Here is an 18,188-nt window from a genome sequence, read left to right on the forward strand (position 1 = left end):
GACTCAACGCCTGACAAATTCCCGAAGCTTCAGGCCGGCAGCCCAAAGAGCTATAAAATATATAGCGCCTGAACCAATCAATACAAGGGCCAGAAGCCCAATTCGCTTCAAACTTTCACTGCGCAACTGGGTCCATGCAAAAGCACTGTTGGCCCACATCAGAAACACGGCGAGCAACGCACAGGCGGCAATCACCTGCAACACAAAAATCCCCCAGCCCGGCTCCGGCTTGTAGCTGCCGCGCCGGAGCAGGCCAAACAACAGCCAGGCGGCATTGACCATGGCGCCAATGCCGATCGACAGCGTCAATGCGGCATGTGCAAAAACAGGCACCAGCCCGATATTGAGCAACTGCGTAAAAATCAGCACCCCAATGGCAATGCGTACCGGCGTTTTGGTGTCCTGGTTGGCGTAATAGCCCGGTGCCAGCACCTTGATCGCCACAATACCGATCAGGCCAACGCCCCAGCCCATCAGTGCGTAGGTAATCTGCTGCACATCATGCTCAGTCATCGCGCCGTAGTGGTACAGCACCGCTACCAGGGGCTTGGCAAAGGCCAGCAAGGCCACTGCACAAGGCACGGCCAGCAACACCACCAGTCGCAGGCCCCAATCCAGCATGGCAGAGTATCTGGCCGTGTCCCCCGCGGCCCGTGCACCCGCCAGCTGAGGCATCAACACGACGCCCATGGCAACGCCCAGCAAGGCAGTGGGAAACTCCATCAGCCGGTCGGCATAGGTAATCCAGCTGACACTGCCTACGGCCAGACGCGAGGCGATCTGCGTGTTGATCAGCATCGATATGTGCGCCACGCTGACGCCCAGCAATGCGGGCCCCATCAGCGACACCACGCTCCTGGTGCCCGGATCTGCCCAGGCGCTGCGCACCGCGTTCCAGCGCACCGCGATATGCGGCATGAGCCCCAGCTTTCTCAGGGCCAGTAACTGGACACCCAATTGCAGAACACCACCCAGCAACACCCCGCCGCCCAAGGCGTAAATCGGCTCCACCCCAAGGGTCTTGAACCACGGAGCCCCCAGCCAGGCCGCGGCAATCATGCACAGGTTCAGCAACACGGGTGTCGCGGCAGGTACGGCAAACCGCTTCCAGGTATTGAGCACGCCGGCAGCCAACGCCACCAGGGACATGAACGCAATATAGGGAAACATCCAGCGCGTCATCACAACGGCGGCCTCAAATCCCCGCGGATTCTGCTGCAACCCACTGGCCATTGCCCAGACCAGTGCGGGAGCGGCCGCTACGCCAATCACACTGATGACTGCCAAAGCCCATGTCAGGACGGATGCAACCTGGTCGATCAAAACCTTGGTGGCCGCCTCACCATGACGCGCCTTGGTAGCAGCCAAAACCGGCACGAATGCCTGGCTGAAAGCGCCTTCGCCAAAGAACCGGCGAAACAAATTGGGAATGCGAAACGCCACATTGAAGGCGTCCGTCATGGCGCTGGCACCGAAAGCCGAGGCGATCAGCAGCTCACGCACCAAACCGGTGATGCGTGACGCCAGGGTCAACAGAGAAACAACAGAGGCAGATTTGAAGAGGCTCACGATGGGAAGTGTAGCCGCGTGCGCACCTAGTCCTGCGGCCCAGGCACAGGATGGGAAGTACCTGATACAATCGAAAGCTTTGCTGACAACATCCTACGACACAAGGAACTAAACATATGGCATCTACAAAACCCAAGAAAAAGAACCCGCGCCTGGCGTCGGGCCGTAAACGCGTCCGTCAGGACGTCAAGATCAATGCTGCCAACACTTCGCTGCGTTCCAAATACCGCACTGCGGTGAAGAACGTGGAAAAAGCAGTTGTGGCTGGCGACAAAGCCAAGGCGACCGAACTGTTTGCAAAAATGCAAGCCGTGGTGGACACCGTGGCTGACAAAGGCATTTTCCACAAAAACAAGGCTGCTCGTGACAAGAGCCGCCTGTCGACCAAGGTGAAAGCCCTGGCCGCAAAAGCCGCCTGATTTCAGGCAAATCGCACGCATTCCCAAGCAATTGAGAATGCGCCGTTTGTAACGGGTGCGCTGTCAGCAAAGCAAAAAGCCGTCGAAAGACGGCTTTTTTGTTTCTTGCGCCGGGTGTTTCAACTCACATCGGCGCAGGAGCCCCGTGAGAAACCTGCAGGTCGTTGTCTTTGGCAAAGTTCATACAGAAGTCCCATGCCATCACATCGTGATCGCGCAAATCGGAATGGACGACGACGCACCGCACGCCGTTGACCGACATGGGAACGCACCAAGGGGAATATCCCAGATGGCTGCCGGGCTGGGGGCCACCGGGTCGAAACTGGCTCATCACGCCTGCCAGACGCTCGGCCCAATCGCTGGGGCGAAACGTCTTCCCACCATGGGTGATGCCCATAATGAAGATTTCTTTGGCAGTGGTGGAGACCATCGGGTAGATGTTAGTCGGTGTGTGCTGTCGGGATGGTGCAGCGCACAAGAATTCTACCCTATCTTATGTCTTATATAAGACATCATCCCAAATGTTTGAATGCATCGCAGTGATGCCAAATTGTCAAAAATTCAATCCATTGATGGGCCTAAAATCGTGCTTCAACGGCCCAACCCAGTTGGGCCGCTTTGTTTTTGCGACACATTTGGAGTTTGAAACCATGACAGCCGCCACGCCATTCATTGAAGCTTCATCGCCCCACGTGATGAACACCTATGGTCGGGTACCGATCGCCCTCTCCCATGGGCAGGGTTGTCGCGTTTGGGATGTCAACGGGAAGCCGTATCTGGATGCACTCGGTGGCATTGCCGTGAACACGCTCGGCCACAACCACCCCAAGCTGGTGCCTGCCCTGCAGGACCAGATTGCCAAAATCATCCACAGCTCCAATTATTACCACGTACCCAATCAGGAAGTACTGGCGAAAAAGCTGGTGGAATTGTCGGGCATGACCAATGTGTTCTTCTGCTCGACCGGCCTGGAAGCCAATGAAGCGGCCCTCAAGCTGGCCCGCAAGTTTGGGCACGACAAGGGCATTGAACGCCCTGAAATCGTGGTCTACGAAAAGGCCTTCCATGGCCGTTCGATCGCCACCCTGAGCGCCACCGGCAACCCCAAGGTGCAGGCCGGCTTCGGTCCACTCGTGGAAGGTTTTGTGCGTGTTCCACTCAACGACATCGAAGCCCTGAAGGCTGCGACCCAGGGCAACCCCAATGTGGTGGCCGTGTTCTTTGAGGCCATTCAGGGCGAGGGGGGGGTCAACCCCATGCACATGGATTACTTGAAAGCAGTACGCCAGCTCTGCGATGAGCGCGACTGGCTGCTGATGATTGACGAAGTGCAATGCGGCATGGGCCGTACCGGCAAGTGGTTTGCCCACCAATGGGCAGGTATCCAACCTGATGTGATGCCTTTGGCCAAGGGTCTGGGCTCAGGCGTGCCTGTTGGCGCTGTTGTCGCAGGTCCCAAAGCGGCGAATATTTTCCAGCCGGGTAATCACGGCACGACGTTTGGCGGCAATCCGCTGGCCATGCGGGCCGGGGTTGAAACAATTCGCATCATGGAAGAAGACGGCTTGCTAGCCAACGCGGCCAAGGTCGGTGCACACCTGGCTGCGGCACTTGCTGCGGCACTCCAAACTGAGCTGGCCAGCAAGGCAGTCAGGGAAATTCGTGGCCAGGGCCTCATGCTGGGCATTGAAACTGCCAAACCCTGCTCCGCCCTGGTTGGGCAATGTGCCGCCAATGGCCTGCTGATCAGTGTCACGGCTGACAACGTCATTCGTCTGGTACCACCGCTGATCATGACCGTCGCGGAAGCGGACGAAGTCGTTAGCATCCTGTGCCCGCTGATCAAGCAGTTTTTGCTGGACGCGGCCTGATTTTTCAAATTTCCATCCGAGAGTACCCGGAATGAAGCATTACCTGCAATTCAGCGATCTCAGTGCCAGTGACTATGCCTATCTGTTTGAGCGCGCAGCCCTCATCAAGAAGAAGTTCAAGGCTTACGAGAAACATCAACCACTGGTTGACCGCACACTGGCAATGATTTTCGAAAAGGCGTCAACCCGTACCCGGGTGAGCTTTGAAGCCGGCATGTACCAACTGGGGGGCAGCGTGGTGCACCTGACCACGAGCGACAGCCAGCTGGGCCGCGCAGAACCTATTGAAGACAGTGCCAAGGTCATCAGTCGCATGGTCGATCTGGTGATGATCCGTACCTACGAGCACACCAAAATCGAGCGTTTTGCCGAGCATTCCCGGGTGCCGGTGATCAACGGTCTCACCAACGAGTTCCATCCCTGTCAAATTCTGGCTGACATCTTTACCTTCATTGAACACCGTGGTTCCATCCAGGGCAAGACCGTGGCCTGGGTAGGTGACGGCAACAACATGGCAAACACCTGGCTGCAGGCCAGCGAGATTCTGGGGTTCAAGGTGCATGTCAGCACACCCGGCGGCTATGAAGTCAACCAGGCGATTGCCGGCGTTCGTTCGGCCGAAAGTTACCAGGTTTTCAGCGACCCCATGCAGGCCTGCGCTGGCGCCGATCTTGTGACAACCGACGTCTGGACCAGCATGGGTTATGAGGCGGAAAATGAGGCCCGTAAAGTCGCGTTTGCCGACTGGTGTGTGGACGCCGACATGATGCGCGCGGCCAAGCCCGACGCCCTGTTCATGCACTGCCTGCCCGCCCACCGGGGCGAAGAGGTGCAAGCCGAGGTGATTGACGGACCTCAATCCGTGGTGTGGGATGAGGCCGAAAACCGCCTGCACGTGCAAAAAGCGCTCATGGAGTTTTTGCTTTTCGGACGGCTCTGATCTGCGGCTTGGATCTTTTGCGCGGCACTGGCTTGGCGGACCCCGTTGGCACCGACGGTTTCGTGCTACCTGATCACGGCGTGCGGTAGAGCCAGGGCATGTCCAGCAAACGCTCGCCCAGCAATTTGAGAGACGCATCGCGTCCCCAGCGAACCAGGCCTGTGGCATGGAAGATCTGCCCGTTGCGGATGGCGCGGGCCTGCACCCTGGCGTTGCGTTGCCAACGCCGTGCTGCGTAGTGACTCAAGGCCGCAGCCACCGCCACACCATCGTTACCCAGGACACGCCCCAATTCGTCGGCGTCTTCAATGGCCATGCCAGCACCCTGCGCCAAATAGGGCACCATCGGGTGCGCCGCATCGCCCAACAAGGCCACGCGCCCCTGCGCCAACTCCCGGGCTGAAGCCACCGGCGCACGGATGCTCAAGGCCCAGAGCCGCCAATGTTCAATGGCCGCCACCAGATTTTGCAAAGGCGCACAGGTTGATACCAGGTTTCCCCTCAATTCCGCAGCATTGGTGCTGTGATCCCAATGCTGAGGATCTCCCTGCACCTGGCCGTGAACGATGGCGACGACATTGAGCCACGCCCCTCCCCGCACCGGGTACTGAACCACATGCAGCCGTGGCCCGAGCCAGGCGGTGATTTGCTGCGAACGCAAACTGTCAGGCAGGGCACTCTGGGGCACCATGGCGCGGTAAGCCAGATGACCTGTGGGTCGCGGCTCACCGTCATGGAGCAACTGCTGGCGCACCCGGCTCCAGACGCCATCTGCACCCAGCAGTGCATCACCTCGAACCGCTTTGCCCTCTGCGGTGTGAAGCAGAACCCCGTCCTCATCCTGTTCAAATCGGCTTACAACGCTGTTTGTGGCAAGCTGCACGCGGGTTTGCTGGCGCAAGGCATTGAGCAGCAGGGCATGCAAATCCGCGCGGTGAATCGTGGCATACGGCGATCCATACCTGGCCACGGCCACAGAGCCCAGACGCAACACACCCAACTCCGCCCCAGACAAGGCACTGCGCACCTGAAGCCGCTCGGGAAACGCTGCGACGTCGGACAATGCGTCTTTCAAACCCCAGCCATGCAGCACCTGTACAACATTGGGTCCCAGCTGAATGCCTGCTCCGACTTCAGAAAACTCGCAAGCGCGCTCGAACAGTTCCACCTGAAGGCCACGGCGGTCACAGGCCAGCGCCGCCGCCAAGCCACCAATGCCGCCTCCAACGATCAATGTGTTTCTGGACATTGGCTCAATCTCATCTCATCCGTGCAATGATGGCGGTTGGCATCGCCGACATGAGCCAGGCCACCAGACCCCAAGGCCAGCGCGGCACAGTCGCGGTTTGAACCCGTCGCTCAATCAGATCCACCAGCAGTCGTCCCCCCCGCTCCACCGGAATCACAAAGGGGCGACTTTTTGCACCCCGGTTCAGAGGGGTATCGATAAATCCAGGGGACAGCGTAGTGACATGCACTTTCGTACCATGCGTTTCGGCACGCAGTGACTCCAGATAGGTTGTGACTGCGGCCTTGGACGCACCATAGGCACCGCCCGCCGGCATGCCCCGAAAGGCGGCCACAGAGCTGATACCCACCAGATGTCCAAAACCCTGCCCCCGGAAACAGTGCATGGCTGCGTCCACCGTGGCCATGAATCCGGTGACATTGGTGTTCACGACCTCACGCACCTTGAAAAATGGAAGCTTGCCGATATAGCCGTGATGACCCACGCCTGCATTGGCCACAACAATGTCAAGTGCGCCCCATTGCGCCAGGACGCTGGCAAATACCCGGGTGATGGCTTCGTCATCGGTCACATCCAGCTCGGCCACGATCACCTGGGATGAACCTGCCTGCTGCAACTCAGTCTGCAGCGCCGTCAACGCATCCAGACGGCGGGCCGTCACCGCCACCCGGTAACCGCGCTGGGCAAATTCGATTGCCATCTGGCGGCCCAGTCCCGATGAAGCACCGGTGATCAGCACACCTTTTCCCAAACCTGCTTGAAGACCCATTGTTTTTGCCTGACTATTTTTTTTGAGGACTGATCGAAGCTCCATCTGCCAATTGTGCATTTGTTTTGCTGCGACGCCTCGCTGTACCGGGTAGGTTTCTCTATGGCACTGCGCACACTTTTGGCTCACAATGCGAGGATTTCCCGAACGACTACCGGCCCCATGCCCTCATCAAGACCAGAATCTCCTGCTTCCTCCACGCGTCGACGTGCAATGGAGCAACTGCGTCTTGCGTTGCGTGAGCAGCAAGTGGTTCTGGACAACGCCGGCCTGGGCATTGCCTTTATCAGACACCGCGTCGTGATCCGCTGCAACCAGCGTTTTGCGGAGATTTATGGCTACCCGGGGACTGCAGAGATATTGGGCGCAACCAGCCTTTCGCTGTATCCCGACGCCGAATCATTTCACGCACTGGGCGAGGCCGCGTACAAAATCCTGGCGACGGGCTTGACGTACAAGTCAGAAATACTGATGAAGCGCCGGGATGGGCAACTGTTCTGGAGCCATGTGACTGGCAAGCTTGTCAACCCATCGAACACCGACGAAGGCTCTATCTGGATTGTTGACGACATCGACGAGCAAAAAGCGGCGCAGGCGCAGTTGCATTCGGCCCTGAATGAACAGTCTCTCATTCTCGACAACGCCATGGTTGGCATCGCTTTTCTGCGAGATCGCAAAGTCACCTTGTGCAACCGGGCTTTCGAGATGCAGTTTGGTTACGCGCCTGGCGAACTGCGTGGCAGCTCCTCACGCCAGTGGTACCTGAGTGAAGAGGACTGGCTGGAGGCCGGGCGTCGCTGCTATGCACCGTTCGCGGCGGGTCAGGCGTTTCAAGGAGAAATGCTGCTGTGCAAGAAAGACGGTTCTGCCATTGAATGCGAAGTTCGCGCCAAAGCCATCGATGCGGCCGATCCAGCCAAGGGCTCCATCTGGATCACCATGGACATCATGGCGCGCAAAAAAGCGCAGAACGAATTGCTGCAGGCGCGTGCAGACCTGGAAAGACTGGTTCAACTGAGGACCCAGGAACTGAGGCAGACCGTTGCCGCGCTGCAGGCGACCGCGCAAGAGCAAAAAAAGGCTGAGGCCCACATTCAGCGTCTGGCCCATTTTGATGCCCTCACAGGCCTGCCAAACCGCATTCTGCTGAACGATCGGTGCCAGCAGGCCCTCAGCGTGGCGCAACGCGGGAAACAGACGGTTGCGCTGATCTTTCTGGATCTGGATCACTTCAAGAACATCAATGATTCGCTGGGACACCGGGTCGGCGATGAGGTCTTGATCGAACTTGCGGCCCGCCTGAAGGCCGCAGTGCGAGAGCAGGACACCGTATCGCGACTGGGTGGCGATGAGTTCATCTTGCTGCTGCCGGATACCGATGCATCGGGTGCTGCACATGTGGCGGAGGGTTTGCTCAAGGCAGCCCTGATGCCATTTCAGATTGACCAGCATGAACTCACCGTCACACCATCCATTGGTATCGCGCTGTATCCGAAGGATGGCGCAGACCTCGACACCTTGTCCAAGTGTGCCGATGCCGCCATGTACTGCGCCAAGGAGGATGGACGCAACGGCTACCGCTTCTTTACAGCGGAGATGCAGGCCTATTCCAATCGAACACTGATTCTGGGCAATGCCTTGCGTCGGGCAATGGAACGTAATCAGTTTGAACTGCATTACCAGCCACAAATCTCGATGGAGACCGGCTCGACGGTGGGCGCCGAGGCCCTGCTACGCTGGCACCATCCCGAACTGGGTGCCGTTTCACCTGCAGAATTCATCCCGATCGCCGAGAGCAGCGGCCTGATTCTCTCCATTGGCGAGTGGGTGCTTCGCACCGCGACGACCCAGCTTGCGACCTGGATCCAAAACGGCATGACCCCCATCACCATGGCGGTCAATCTGTCGGCAGTTCAGTTCAGGCATGCCAACCTGCCCTTGCTCGTGACCAACATCCTGAACGAAGCGGCGTTACCGCCACATCTGCTGGAGCTTGAATTGACCGAGGGTGTGGCAATGACCCATCCGCTGGAAGCCATTGCAGTCATGCATGACTTGCGCCAGCGCGGTGTTCGCATGTCGATCGACGACTTTGGCACTGGCTACTCATCGTTGAGCTACCTCAAGCGCTTTCAGGTCTACAAACTCAAGATTGACCAGTCGTTCGTGCGCGACATTACCGTAGACCCGGATGACAAGGCCATTGTGGGCGCCATCATCAGCATGGCCAGCAGCCTGGGGCTCAAGACCATTGCCGAGGGGGTAGAGACCGAGGGGCAGCTCGAATTCCTGCGTGCCCGTGGCTGCACCGAGGCACAGGGCTACTACTTCAGCCGCCCGGTACCTGGCGCCGAGTTTGAACACTATGTGCGCGGGGAACGTTTGCGCGTGGCCTTGGGGTAATCTGCCAGCTGGCAAGCCAGCCGATAAGCCTGCAGGGTTTTTTCGGCGCGACCCAGTACGCTGTCTTTGGGATATTCCCCCGCAGTGCCTGGCGCACTGACCATGCCAGACGGGCATCCAGTCAATAGCTCCATCCCATCGCTGACGTGTTCTGCAGTGTAAATATGGAACAAACCCTCCTTCACCGCATTGACGATATTCGGATTGAGCATGAGGTGACGCCGGTTACGTTGTGGAATCAGAACGCCCTGCTTGCCGTCCAGCCCTGCCGTCTGACAGATGCGGAAGTAGCCTTCAATTTTTTCATTGATACCGCCCACCGGCAGCACCTCGCCATGCAGATTGACCGCGCCAGTCACGGCAATACCCTGCTTGAGTGGCAGGCCCGACAGCGAAGACAGAAGCACGTAGAACTCTGCGCAGGATGCCGAGTCTCCCTCGACCCCGCTGTATTCCTGCTCAAACACGATGGAGGCATTCAGCGCCAAGGGCGCAATGTGCGCAAATACGGCTGACAGGTAGCTATGCAGGATCAGAACGCCCTTGTCATGGATCGGGCCTGACATCTCGACCTCGCGCTCGATGTTGAGCAAACCCTCATTTCCAGCAAACGTGCGGGCTGTCACCCGAACCGGAAAGCCAAAACGGTAGTCACCCAGATCGATCTGCGAAAGACCATTGAGCTGCCCAGTCTTTTCGCCGTAAAGGGTTATCAGGCGATCGCCGTCGGTGATGGTTTCCTGCAGTCTTTGGTCAGGGTAATCGTGGCGCAAAGTTCTTGCCTGCAATGCCAACTCGACATCACGCTCTTGCACCAAGCCGTCCCCCCGAGCCCGGCAGACAGCTGCCCCCTCCATAACCAGCGCCTCGGTGCGTGCGAAGATGGCACTCTGGCGCAATTGGTCATCCACCTCACGGTGCGAGTCTTCCAGCAGGCACACCACCGCTGGCGCCGAAAAATGCGGCAAGCCCAGTCTTTGGCAGGTATGGGCCACGAACACGGCAGAGGCCTTGTAGGTTTGTTCGCTGGCCAGAAAACTCTCGGCAAAGTCCACCTTGACCCGAAAGCGCCGCGCAAACTCGGGGTCAGCTTCCTGCAATTCGTAATACTGCTCGGTCGAACCGACCAAAACAATCTTCACATCCACATCCACCGCTTCGGGCGCCAAGGACACGGATGCAATCGGAGCAATGACGGTTCCCGGCTCTTCGATCTGCAATCGGCCGTTTCTGGAAAATCGGCGCAATTTTTCCCATACCAGTTCATCAGTCAGAAGGTCGCGCAAATGCAGCATCAGGAAGCCGCCGTGGGCCTTGAGCAAAGCGCCGGCACGAATGCGGGAGAAATCAGTTTGCAGCACGTCTTCTTCAGGTTGGTATTCGATGCTGCCGAACAGGGAGCGAAAGGACGGGTTGTTTTCAATGATGACCGGTGCGCCGCTCAGTCCCTCGTTGTCTACCAGCAGGTTCACGCGGTAGCGCGACAGTACGTCTGCCAGTTCTTCCTGGCGGAGTTCTTCATCGGTATCCGATATCAGGAAAAGGGCCAGGTTATCGAGCACGTCGTGCATGACCTGCTCCAGGTAGCTGCCCAGTTTGACGGAATCCTTGATCTGCTTTTTCAGGCCGATGCGGATTTCCTGCACCTCATGTTCAAGCAAAGGCTTGACAACCTGCCGACGCAAGGCCGCCAGGCCTTCGTTCATGAGCCGCTCCATCGGTCTGGTGCGGTCCAGGTAGCGGGCAATTTCCCCGCGCAACTCCTGCTCAGACTGGTCAATCTGGGCGCGACGCTCCTTGGGCAGGGAGCGCGCCTCACTCTCGGTCAGTGCATTGCCTTTTTCCCCAAGCAAGGTAAACACAAGGTGACCATTTTCACGGTACAGCGCAAAACTGCGCGCCTCGGCAAAATTATCGAGTTCGGCGTAAGCCTTGGCCTCCTCGACCTTGTACGCGTTTTCAATGTGTTCGCTCTCTGCCTTGAAATCCGGGCCATTGAGTCGCTGGGGAATTTCTTTTAGCAGGGTCTTGCACATCTGCACCATCAACTGGCGCAGCAGACGCCCCTGACCGGGTGGCAATCGCAAGGCTCGGGGCTTTTCCGGTGCATCAAAATTGTGCAGGTAACACAAATCAGGTGGCACGGCGCGAGTGGCGGCAACTTCATGCATTACCTGACGCAAGAGTGTGGAGCGCCCACTGCCCACCTCACCCAGCACAAACAGGTTGTAGTCCGGCTGATCCATGCCAAGACCAAAACGTGCTGCAGTTTGAGCGCGCTCCTGGCCAATCCAGGGCAGAGGGAGGTGCAGCAACTCGGAGGTGTCCAAAAAACCAAGAGAGGCAGGATCAATCGTCACACGCAATGCATCTGGAGAAAGGCGGGAAATGGCCATAGGTCTTTTACCTGTTGATTTCACCGCTCATGTTACCCCCGACGCCAGCCCTCAAGCTTGCCAAACGCCATAACCGGCTTCGCGCAATGCGATCCCGAGTTCCACCTCCATGTCGCGAGCCCCTTCATAGGGCATGGGGTTGTACATGGTGTACAGCGCCGGTAGCAAACGCACGCCCCACTTGCGCACGAACACATTGCTTTGGATGCCTGCCTTGTGTTTGTCAAAACGCACGTCCGGGTCAAGCCCGGTCATGCCCACGTAAACAAAGGGCTTGCCCAACTGCCAATCCGGGTTGGCTTTGCGAAAACGGCCCACGTTCCACACCTCGTCGGACAACTCGACCACGTAGACGTGGTAGTGATGACTTCGAGGGGTACGCAGAGGTGTCGCCACAGTTGCATGGATGAATAGGGTTAAATGGCACATTGTCATCCTTCTTGTGCTCCCCTTGAGTGCCCCAAGTTAAACACCATGATCCCATTTTCAGTTCTCGACCTCTCTCCCATTTTGCAGGGCAGTGACGCAGCCCAGTCTTTTCGCAACAGCCTTGATCTGGCCCAGCATGCTGAACGATGGGGCTACCAGCGCTACTGGTTGGCCGAGCATCACGGCATGCCGGGCATTGCGAGTGCGGCCACCTCAGTGCTGATGGGGTATGTGGCAGGCGGCACCAGCAGCATCCGCGTGGGCGCGGGTGGTGTCATGCTGCCCAATCATTCGCCGCTGGTGATTGCCGAACAATTTGGCACATTGGAATCGCTTTATCCAGGCCGTATCGACCTCGGGCTTGGCCGGGCGCCAGGTTCGGACCAGATCACCGCCCGCGCATTGCGCCGCAACCTGGCGACGGATGCGGACGAGTTTCCACGCGATGTGGTCGAACTGATGAATTATTTTTCAGCAGAGTCGCAGAGCCCTGTGCGCGCCGTGCCGGGCCAGGGCCTGGATATACCGATCTGGATTCTGGGGTCCAGTCTGTTTGGCGCCGAGCTGGCTGCCATGCTTGGCCTGCCCTACGCCTTTGCCTCCCATTTTGCGCCGCAGCAAATGATGCAGGCCATCGCCCTGTACCGGGCTCGTTTTCGCCCTTCGGCCAGGCTGGCCAAGCCTTACGTGATGCTGGGCTTCAATGTGTTTGCGGCAGACAGCGATGAAGAGGCGGCATTTCGCGCCACGTCCATGCAACAGGCCTTTGTCAATCTGCGCAGCGGGCGCCCTGCCCGGCTCCCGCCGCCCCTGGCCGACTATCCCAATCTTGTCGGCCCTGCCGAACGTGCCTTGCTTGACAGCGTGCTGTCCTGTGCCGCCATTGGCTCACCGCGCACCGTTCGCGCCAGTCTGGAAGCCTTCATTGAGCGCACGGGTGCGGATGAGCTGATGATTACCTCGCAAATCTTTGAACACTCGGCTCGCCTGCGCTCTTACGAACTCACGTCGGGCATATTTTCAAGCGCAGCCTGAACGCCTGGCGAAGAAAGCCGCTGTTCATTGAGAAAACTCAATCGTCGGCGCGCCTTGCGGCCTACATTCCCTTCAAGACAGTTTGAGGCAATCGCACTTTGCATCTGCCTGTCTTTGTTTGGATCAACAGCCAGGAGGAAAGAAATGAAACACACACGCACCACGCGCTTGTCGGCCAGCCTGTTTGCACTCACGATGGTCAGTGGCCTTGCGATCGGGCAAACCACCAAGGTGGACCTCGGAAAACGGGAATTCGAGGCCAACTGCGCCAGTTGTCACGGCACCAATGGCAAGGGCAACGGATTGTTGGTGGAGTGGTTGCGTCGCAGCCCCACAGACCTGACGACACTGACCAAGCGCAATGGCGGGGTCTTTCCTGTGAGCAGGATGTACGAGACGATCGAGGGTGCCAACGTGCCAAGCCATGGCTCCAGGGATATGCCGGTGTGGGGGACTGACTACCGTGTGAAAGCGGCCGAGTACTACATGGATGTGCCTTACGACCCGGAGATCTACGTCAGAACGCGCATCCTGTCACTCATCGAGTACATCAATCGCTTGCAGGAGCGCTGAAACAGGGGTTTGCTATAGCAGCAAGGCGCCAAAATGGCGCGCAAAGTCCTGCGTGGTTTCAGCGCTGAGTCGTTGGCCAATGAATATTTCGACGCCGCGCAACAATTTGCGTAGTTCAGCAGGGCTGTCGCAGCGCTCGATAGCTGCGCAAATGGGCTCACCGGATGCCCCCAAGCGGTCCGACACAAAATGCGATGCAGCCGAGCGCACCTCTTTGAACTGATCCGGGTCCGTGGCCGGTCGCGGCAGTTCTGTCGGGCTGGCCGCAGCAAAACCTGGCGCGACGGGTGCCTGCAAGTGATGGACGGCATGGCTTGATTCAATCAGTCCTTCCTGCAGCAGATGCTCCAGCGCGGTGTCCAGTTCGCCAACGCGAACAAAAGCCAGCAAATCGTTGATCGTCTTCTTGCCGTCAATGAGTATCAGCAAACGTCGTTGCACCGGAGCCAGGGCATGAGCGCGTGCGGCAATCTCTGCCCGGCCGCTGTCGGTCTTGATGTACGTCGTTCCAGGCTTCATCGTCGGCTCTTGTGAAATCACCTCATTTGGCAATTGTCAGTCAAAGTGCCTGCCCCAGGCGCGCGATGCCTTCCTCGATTTTGGCCACATCGGCGGTGGCGAAACTCAGGCGCAGGCTGGCGGGATCGGGGTCATGCGCGTAGAACGGCGCACCCGGCACAAAAGCCACGCCCTTGTCAATGGCGCGCCTGGCAAATTCGCCGGCATCTTTCAGCTTGCCATTGGCACCGGTGAGGCGAGCCCAAAAAAACAGGCCACCTCCTGGCTGGGTGAATTCGATCGCGTCACCCAGCTCACGTTTCAGTGCCCGTCCCATGGTCTGCGCCCGCTCGGCATAAACCTGGCGCACATGGGCCAGGGTGGCAGGCATGCCACCGGCCTTGAGGTACTGCGCGGCAGTGGCCTGGGCAAAAGTGCTGGTGTGCGCGTCACTGAACTGCTTGCACATGGTGGCCTTGGCCAGCAATTCGGGCGGAGCAATCATCCAGCCCACGCGCAAGCCTGGCGACAGCACCTTGCTCAAACTGCCGCAATGCACCAGCCAGTCGCGACTGGCCGGAACCTTTGCACTCAAGGCCAGGATGCTGGGCGGTGGCGGCTCAGCGAAATACAGATCGCCATAGGGGTCGTCTTCCACCACAGGGGTTTGGTACTTGACAGCCAACTCCAGCACTTTGGTGCGCCGCTCCAGGCTCAACGTGGCGCCACTGGGGTTGCCAAAGGTGGGAATGAGGTAGACAAACTTGGGCTTGTGCTCAACGATCAGTTTTTCCAGCTCATCCACCTTGACGCCATGTGCGTCAATCGGCGCGCCAATCACCTGTGCGCCATACAGGCGAAAGCACTGGATGGTGGCCAAAAAGGTGGGCGCTTCGACGATGATCTTGTCGCCCGGATTGATCATGGTTTTGCCAATCAGATCCAGCGCCTGCTGGCTTCCTGTGGTGACGATCAGCCCATCCGGCGCCACCGTGACGCCTGCGCCACTCCGGTCTGCGCCTTTTGAGGCCATGAAGGCGGCAAGCTGTTCGCGCAAGGGGTTGTAGCCCTCGGTGGCGCCGTATTGCAGCGCAGCACCGGGTTCGTCTGTCAGCGCTTTATTGGCAGCGGCCTGAATGCCGGCCACGTCAAACATGGCGGAATCGGGGAACCCCCCTGCAAACGAGATGATGCCGGGTTTGCCCAGCAGCTTGAAAAGTTCACGGATGGCCGAGGTTTCGACATTGTTCAGACGGTCAGCGAATTGCATTGAAGTCTTTCATTTTGGCGCTTGGAGGCAAATGGGGTAAATTGCAGCTTGAGTAACTGGTAAGGTCCAATTATTATTCAGTCATTGCAACGGGTTCTGCCTGGTGCAGAAGTGCCATGTCAGAACTCTCGCTATTTTTCAAGTCCATCAAGCTTCCGGTCATGCCCGAAGTAGCCCACGCCCTCATCAAAACCATGAATGAAGAGGATGTGTCGGCCGTACGGGTGCGCGACCTGATTGCCAGGGATCCTGCGCTGGCGACCACAGTGCTGCGTATGGCCAACAGCGCCATGTTTGGACTGTCACAACAGGTCAACTCCCTGGACAAGGCGATCCACCTGGTTGGCATGTCCCAGATCAGAACCCACGCCTTGTCGATTTGCCTTGGCAATGCGTTTCCTATCGCACCCGGGATGGATCGCGGTGAGTTCTGGCGCACCAGCATGGCCACTGGTGCCTATGCGCAGTGGCTTTGCAGCAGGCTGTCCATGGACATGCAACAAGCCTGGCTGACGGGGGTGATGCTGCGCCTGGGCGAATTGATCGTGGCACAACAGTCACCCGACCTGATGCAGGAGATCGAAAAACGCCCTTGTGCACCCGGTGAGCGCTGGGCTCGCGAACGACAACTCACAGGGTTCAGTGAAGGGGAGATCACCGCAGAGCTGGCGCGTCGCTGGGACTTTCCGTCCGAGATGGTGGATGGCCTGGACGCCGTAGCACAACCACTGGCGGAGCAAGAATTTTCACGACTGGGGGCCGTTGTGCACCTGGCCGGTCTGTTGGCCGACCTCCCCGATGCCGGGCCGCAAGCGGTCGATGACTTGCCCCCTGCTGTAATTGCCGCGCTGCATTTGGACGAAAAGTGGATGCGAACCAGCCTGCCCTGTTCGGAGAAATTTCTGAACGTGATGGACATGCAGGACTGAGCACTGCGGACCTGTTGTACATGAAGCAAAGCGACATCGAAGGCTTTTTTGCCACGCTCAGGGCGGCCAATCCCCTCCCCGTGACCGAGCTGGAATACAGTTCTGTTTTTGAGCTGCTGGCGGCCGTGTTGCTGTCGGCCCAGGCGACGGACGTGGGCGTGAACAAGGCCACACGCCGCCTGTTTCCTGTCGCGAATACACCGCAAAAGATCATCGATCTCGGACTGGAGGGGCTGGAGAATTACATCAAGACCATTGGCCTGTACCGCAGCAAGGCACGGCATTTGATGCAAACCTGTGAAATCCTGGTCCGGCAACATCAGGGCGTGGTACCTCGTACCCGCGAGGCACTGGAAGCCCTGCCCGGCGTTGGACGAAAGACCGCCAACGTGGTGCTCAACGTGGCCTTTGGCGAGGCCACCATGGCGGTGGACACCCATTTGTTCAGGCTGGGCAACCGCACCGGGCTGGCACCGGGCAAGACACCCTATGAGGTGGAAATGAAGCTGCTCAAGCGCATTCCGGCACAGTACCTTGTGGATGCCCATCACTGGCTCATCCTGCATGGTCGCTATGTGTGCCAGGCGCGCAAGCCTTTGTGCTGGCAATGTGCGGTCAGCCAGTATTGCGGGTTCAAGCCCCAGACCACTGCCGATCAGGCATCAGCACGCTGAACCCCAACTGCCCCATGAGTCTTATCGATCCCCGTACCGTCATTCTGCTCTCCAGCGTGATGAGTTGCCTGATGGCGATGGTGTTGTATTCGCTCAAACGCAATTACCCGCCTTCCATCAAGGGGCCGGGTGAATGGGCCGGGGCTCTGGTGCTTCTTTTCGCAGGTGCGCTACTGGTGGGCGCCATGGGCAAACTACCCGCCATTTTCGTGATTGTTTTTTCCAGCTATCTGCTGTGGTGCGGGCTATACCTGGCCTATGTGGGCACCCAGCGTTTCTGTGGCGTTGCGCCTCGCGTCGCACCCTGGCTGGTGTTCATCACGGCTGTGATGTTGCTGCAGGCCTGGTTTACCCTGGGAGACCCAAGCTACCACAAGCGAATGATTGTGACCACGCTGATAACGGCTTGCCTGTCCGGGGTGCACGCGTGGCTGTTGATCAGACAAGGTACGCTCACATTTGCCCGCGTGCTTGCGATCAGCGTGTTGCTGGCTCTGTTTGCGGCACAGATCATGCGCCTGGTGACCTCGTTCACCTCGCCTCTGCCAACCAGCGCCGAATTTTTTGATACATCAGTGTTTCAGCTGATCTACATTACCGCCTTCGCGTTTTCCTGCCTCCTGTTGTCCATCAGCTTGGTGTTGATGGCCACTGACCGATTGCGTATCGAACTGGAGCACTTTGCCAGCCACGATTCGCTCACCAATGCGCTGACTCGTCGCCATTTGGACGAAGCCTGCCGGGCCGAACTGGAACGCTGCCGCCGCCATGGTCGCAGCATGGCGCTGCTGATGATGGATCTGGACCATTTCAAACTGGTGAACGATACCTATGGCCATCAAGCCGGTGACCGGGTACTGATCGACTTTGTGACCCGGGTCAACGCCTTGTTGCGCGGGGCCGATCAACTGGGGCGTTTTGGTGGTGAAGAGTTCATGGCCCTGCTGCCGGAGACATCCCTTGACGAAGCCATCCATGTGGCCGAGCGGATTCGGGAACTGTTTGCCCTTGACGTGGACGGCCCACATTGCAGCGTGAGCATTGGCATCACCACCAACCAGAAGGACAACGACACGGTGGACACGCTGCTGGCACGTGCCGATGCCGCACTTTACCGGGCCAAGGCCAATGGACGCAACCGGGTGGAGGCGGCTTGACGGACTT

Annotated in this window: 17 protein-coding genes; 9 read left to right on the plus strand and 8 right to left on the minus strand. The window is 58.5% G+C overall.

Annotated features, from left to right (window positions below; translation table 11 throughout):
- Positions 1-3: 3 nt before the first annotated feature.
- Entirely contained in the window at positions 4-1,569 is a 1,566-nt protein-coding gene (murJ, locus tag IV109_RS09655; RefSeq protein WP_296695297.1) for a murein biosynthesis integral membrane protein MurJ, read from the minus strand.
- Between the two features lie 116 nt (positions 1,570-1,685).
- On the opposite strand from murJ, the gene rpsT reads away from it, so the two are divergent.
- Positions 1,686-1,988, plus strand: a complete 303-nt coding sequence (gene rpsT, locus IV109_RS09660) for a 30S ribosomal protein S20 (RefSeq protein ID WP_296695299.1) — start codon at positions 1,686-1,688, stop codon at positions 1,986-1,988.
- A 124-nt stretch (positions 1,989-2,112) separates the two neighbouring features.
- Here rpsT and IV109_RS09665 read toward each other — a convergent pair whose 3' ends face one another.
- On the minus strand, positions 2,113-2,418 hold the full coding sequence (locus tag IV109_RS09665; protein WP_296695303.1) for a DUF3579 domain-containing protein: 306 nt from the start codon (positions 2,416-2,418) through the stop codon (positions 2,113-2,115).
- Positions 2,419-2,638: 220 nt separating this feature from the next.
- Here IV109_RS09665 and IV109_RS09670 point away from each other — a divergent pair, with 220 nt between their 5' ends.
- Positions 2,639-3,859 (plus strand): aspartate aminotransferase family protein, encoded by a 1,221-nt coding sequence (locus IV109_RS09670; RefSeq protein WP_296695305.1) that lies wholly within the window; start codon positions 2,639-2,641, stop codon positions 3,857-3,859.
- 31 nt (positions 3,860-3,890) lie between these two features.
- Positions 3,891-4,799: an ornithine carbamoyltransferase gene (gene argF / locus IV109_RS09675; RefSeq protein ID WP_296695308.1), complete on the plus strand. Its 909-nt coding sequence runs from the start codon at positions 3,891-3,893 to the stop codon at positions 4,797-4,799.
- A 73-nt stretch (positions 4,800-4,872) separates the two neighbouring features.
- On the opposite strand, the gene IV109_RS09680 is transcribed toward argF, so the two are convergent.
- Both IV109_RS09680 and IV109_RS09685 read right to left on the minus strand, forming a co-directional pair.
- Positions 4,873-6,048 (minus strand): FAD-dependent monooxygenase, encoded by a 1,176-nt coding sequence (locus tag IV109_RS09680; protein WP_296695310.1) that lies wholly within the window; start codon positions 6,046-6,048, stop codon positions 4,873-4,875.
- A 10-nt stretch (positions 6,049-6,058) separates the two neighbouring features.
- The gene (locus IV109_RS09685; protein WP_296695313.1) at positions 6,059-6,817 is read right to left on the minus strand and encodes an SDR family oxidoreductase; all 759 of its coding nucleotides are present in this window, start codon (positions 6,815-6,817) and stop codon (positions 6,059-6,061) included.
- A 213-nt stretch (positions 6,818-7,030) separates the two neighbouring features.
- Between IV109_RS09685 and IV109_RS09690 the strand changes: the two genes are divergently transcribed.
- Positions 7,031-9,220 carry a bifunctional diguanylate cyclase/phosphodiesterase gene (locus IV109_RS09690; protein WP_296695315.1) on the plus strand — a complete coding sequence of 730 codons (2,190 nt, stop codon included), beginning with the start codon at positions 7,031-7,033 and terminating at the stop codon, positions 9,218-9,220.
- Here IV109_RS09690 and IV109_RS09695 read toward each other — a convergent pair.
- Both IV109_RS09695 and IV109_RS09700 read right to left on the minus strand, forming a co-directional pair.
- Positions 9,181-11,616, minus strand: a complete 2,436-nt coding sequence (locus tag IV109_RS09695) for a Lon protease family protein (RefSeq protein WP_296695317.1) — start codon at positions 11,614-11,616, stop codon at positions 9,181-9,183. The two genes, IV109_RS09690 and IV109_RS09695, sit on opposite strands and share 40 nt — an antisense overlap.
- Positions 11,617-11,667: 51 nt before the next feature.
- Positions 11,668-12,012, minus strand: coding sequence for a hypothetical protein (locus IV109_RS09700; protein ID WP_296695319.1), 345 nt, complete (start codon positions 12,010-12,012; stop codon positions 11,668-11,670).
- 78 nt (positions 12,013-12,090) lie between these two features.
- Between IV109_RS09700 and IV109_RS09705 the strand changes: the two genes are divergently transcribed.
- Both IV109_RS09705 and IV109_RS09710 read left to right on the plus strand, forming a co-directional pair.
- Positions 12,091-13,080, plus strand: a complete 990-nt coding sequence (locus IV109_RS09705; RefSeq protein WP_296695322.1) for an LLM class flavin-dependent oxidoreductase — start codon at positions 12,091-12,093, stop codon at positions 13,078-13,080.
- A 144-nt stretch (positions 13,081-13,224) separates the two neighbouring features.
- Complete coding sequence (locus tag IV109_RS09710; RefSeq protein WP_296695325.1) at positions 13,225-13,653, plus strand: c-type cytochrome; 429 nt, start codon at positions 13,225-13,227, stop codon at positions 13,651-13,653.
- Between the two features lie 12 nt (positions 13,654-13,665).
- On the opposite strand, the gene IV109_RS09715 is transcribed toward IV109_RS09710, so the two are convergent.
- On the minus strand, positions 13,666-14,172 hold the full coding sequence (locus IV109_RS09715; protein ID WP_296695328.1) for a hypothetical protein: 507 nt from the start codon (positions 14,170-14,172) through the stop codon (positions 13,666-13,668).
- Positions 14,173-14,212: 40 nt separating this feature from the next.
- Entirely contained in the window at positions 14,213-15,421 is a 1,209-nt protein-coding gene (locus IV109_RS09720; RefSeq protein WP_296695329.1) for a PLP-dependent aminotransferase family protein, read from the minus strand.
- 116 nt (positions 15,422-15,537) lie between these two features.
- On the opposite strand from IV109_RS09720, the gene IV109_RS09725 reads away from it, so the two are divergent.
- Genes IV109_RS09725 through IV109_RS09735 form a run of 3 tightly spaced genes read left to right on the plus strand, consistent with a single transcriptional unit; the run spans position 15,538 to position 18,181 of the window.
- Complete coding sequence (locus tag IV109_RS09725) at positions 15,538-16,350, plus strand: HDOD domain-containing protein (protein ID WP_296695332.1); 813 nt, start codon at positions 15,538-15,540, stop codon at positions 16,348-16,350.
- Between the two features lie 20 nt (positions 16,351-16,370).
- Positions 16,371-17,024, plus strand: a complete 654-nt coding sequence (gene nth, locus IV109_RS09730; protein ID WP_296695334.1) for an endonuclease III — start codon at positions 16,371-16,373, stop codon at positions 17,022-17,024.
- A 14-nt stretch (positions 17,025-17,038) separates the two neighbouring features.
- A complete protein-coding gene (locus IV109_RS09735; protein ID WP_296695335.1) occupies positions 17,039-18,181 on the plus strand; it encodes a GGDEF domain-containing protein in 1,143 nt (380 codons plus the stop codon).
- The last annotated feature ends 7 nt before the right edge of the window (positions 18,182-18,188 follow it).

The organism is Rhodoferax sp., from assembly GCF_018780565.1.
Classification (GTDB): domain Bacteria; phylum Pseudomonadota; class Gammaproteobacteria; order Burkholderiales; family Burkholderiaceae_C; genus Rhodoferax.

What these genes read in the sequence shown, in the direction of transcription:
- rpsT (WP_296695299.1), top strand. Translation starts at nt 1,686, where the DNA reads ATGGCATCTACAAAACCCAAGAAAAAGAACCCGCGCCTGGCGTCGGGC.
- argF (WP_296695308.1), top strand. Translation starts at nt 3,891, where the DNA reads ATGAAGCATTACCTGCAATTCAGCGATCTCAGTGCCAGTGACTATGCC.
- nth (WP_296695334.1), top strand. Translation starts at nt 16,371, where the DNA reads ATGAAGCAAAGCGACATCGAAGGCTTTTTTGCCACGCTCAGGGCGGCC.
- IV109_RS09665 (WP_296695303.1), bottom strand. Translation starts at nt 2,418, where the DNA reads ATGGTCTCCACCACTGCCAAAGAAATCTTCATTATGGGCATCACCCAT.
- IV109_RS09715 (WP_296695328.1), bottom strand. Translation starts at nt 14,172, where the DNA reads ATGAAGCCTGGAACGACGTACATCAAGACCGACAGCGGCCGGGCAGAG.
- IV109_RS09705 (WP_296695322.1), top strand. Translation starts at nt 12,091, where the DNA reads ATGATCCCATTTTCAGTTCTCGACCTCTCTCCCATTTTGCAGGGCAGT.
- IV109_RS09680 (WP_296695310.1), bottom strand. Translation starts at nt 6,048, where the DNA reads ATGTCCAGAAACACATTGATCGTTGGAGGCGGCATTGGTGGCTTGGCG.
- IV109_RS09720 (WP_296695329.1), bottom strand. Translation starts at nt 15,421, where the DNA reads ATGCAATTCGCTGACCGTCTGAACAATGTCGAAACCTCGGCCATCCGT.
- IV109_RS09695 (WP_296695317.1), bottom strand. Translation starts at nt 11,616, where the DNA reads ATGGCCATTTCCCGCCTTTCTCCAGATGCATTGCGTGTGACGATTGAT.
- IV109_RS09690 (WP_296695315.1), top strand. Translation starts at nt 7,031, where the DNA reads ATGGAGCAACTGCGTCTTGCGTTGCGTGAGCAGCAAGTGGTTCTGGAC.
- IV109_RS09725 (WP_296695332.1), top strand. Translation starts at nt 15,538, where the DNA reads ATGTCAGAACTCTCGCTATTTTTCAAGTCCATCAAGCTTCCGGTCATG.
- IV109_RS09685 (WP_296695313.1), bottom strand. Translation starts at nt 6,817, where the DNA reads ATGGGTCTTCAAGCAGGTTTGGGAAAAGGTGTGCTGATCACCGGTGCT.
- IV109_RS09710 (WP_296695325.1), top strand. Translation starts at nt 13,225, where the DNA reads ATGAAACACACACGCACCACGCGCTTGTCGGCCAGCCTGTTTGCACTC.
- IV109_RS09670 (WP_296695305.1), top strand. Translation starts at nt 2,639, where the DNA reads ATGACAGCCGCCACGCCATTCATTGAAGCTTCATCGCCCCACGTGATG.
- IV109_RS09735 (WP_296695335.1), top strand. Translation starts at nt 17,039, where the DNA reads ATGAGTCTTATCGATCCCCGTACCGTCATTCTGCTCTCCAGCGTGATG.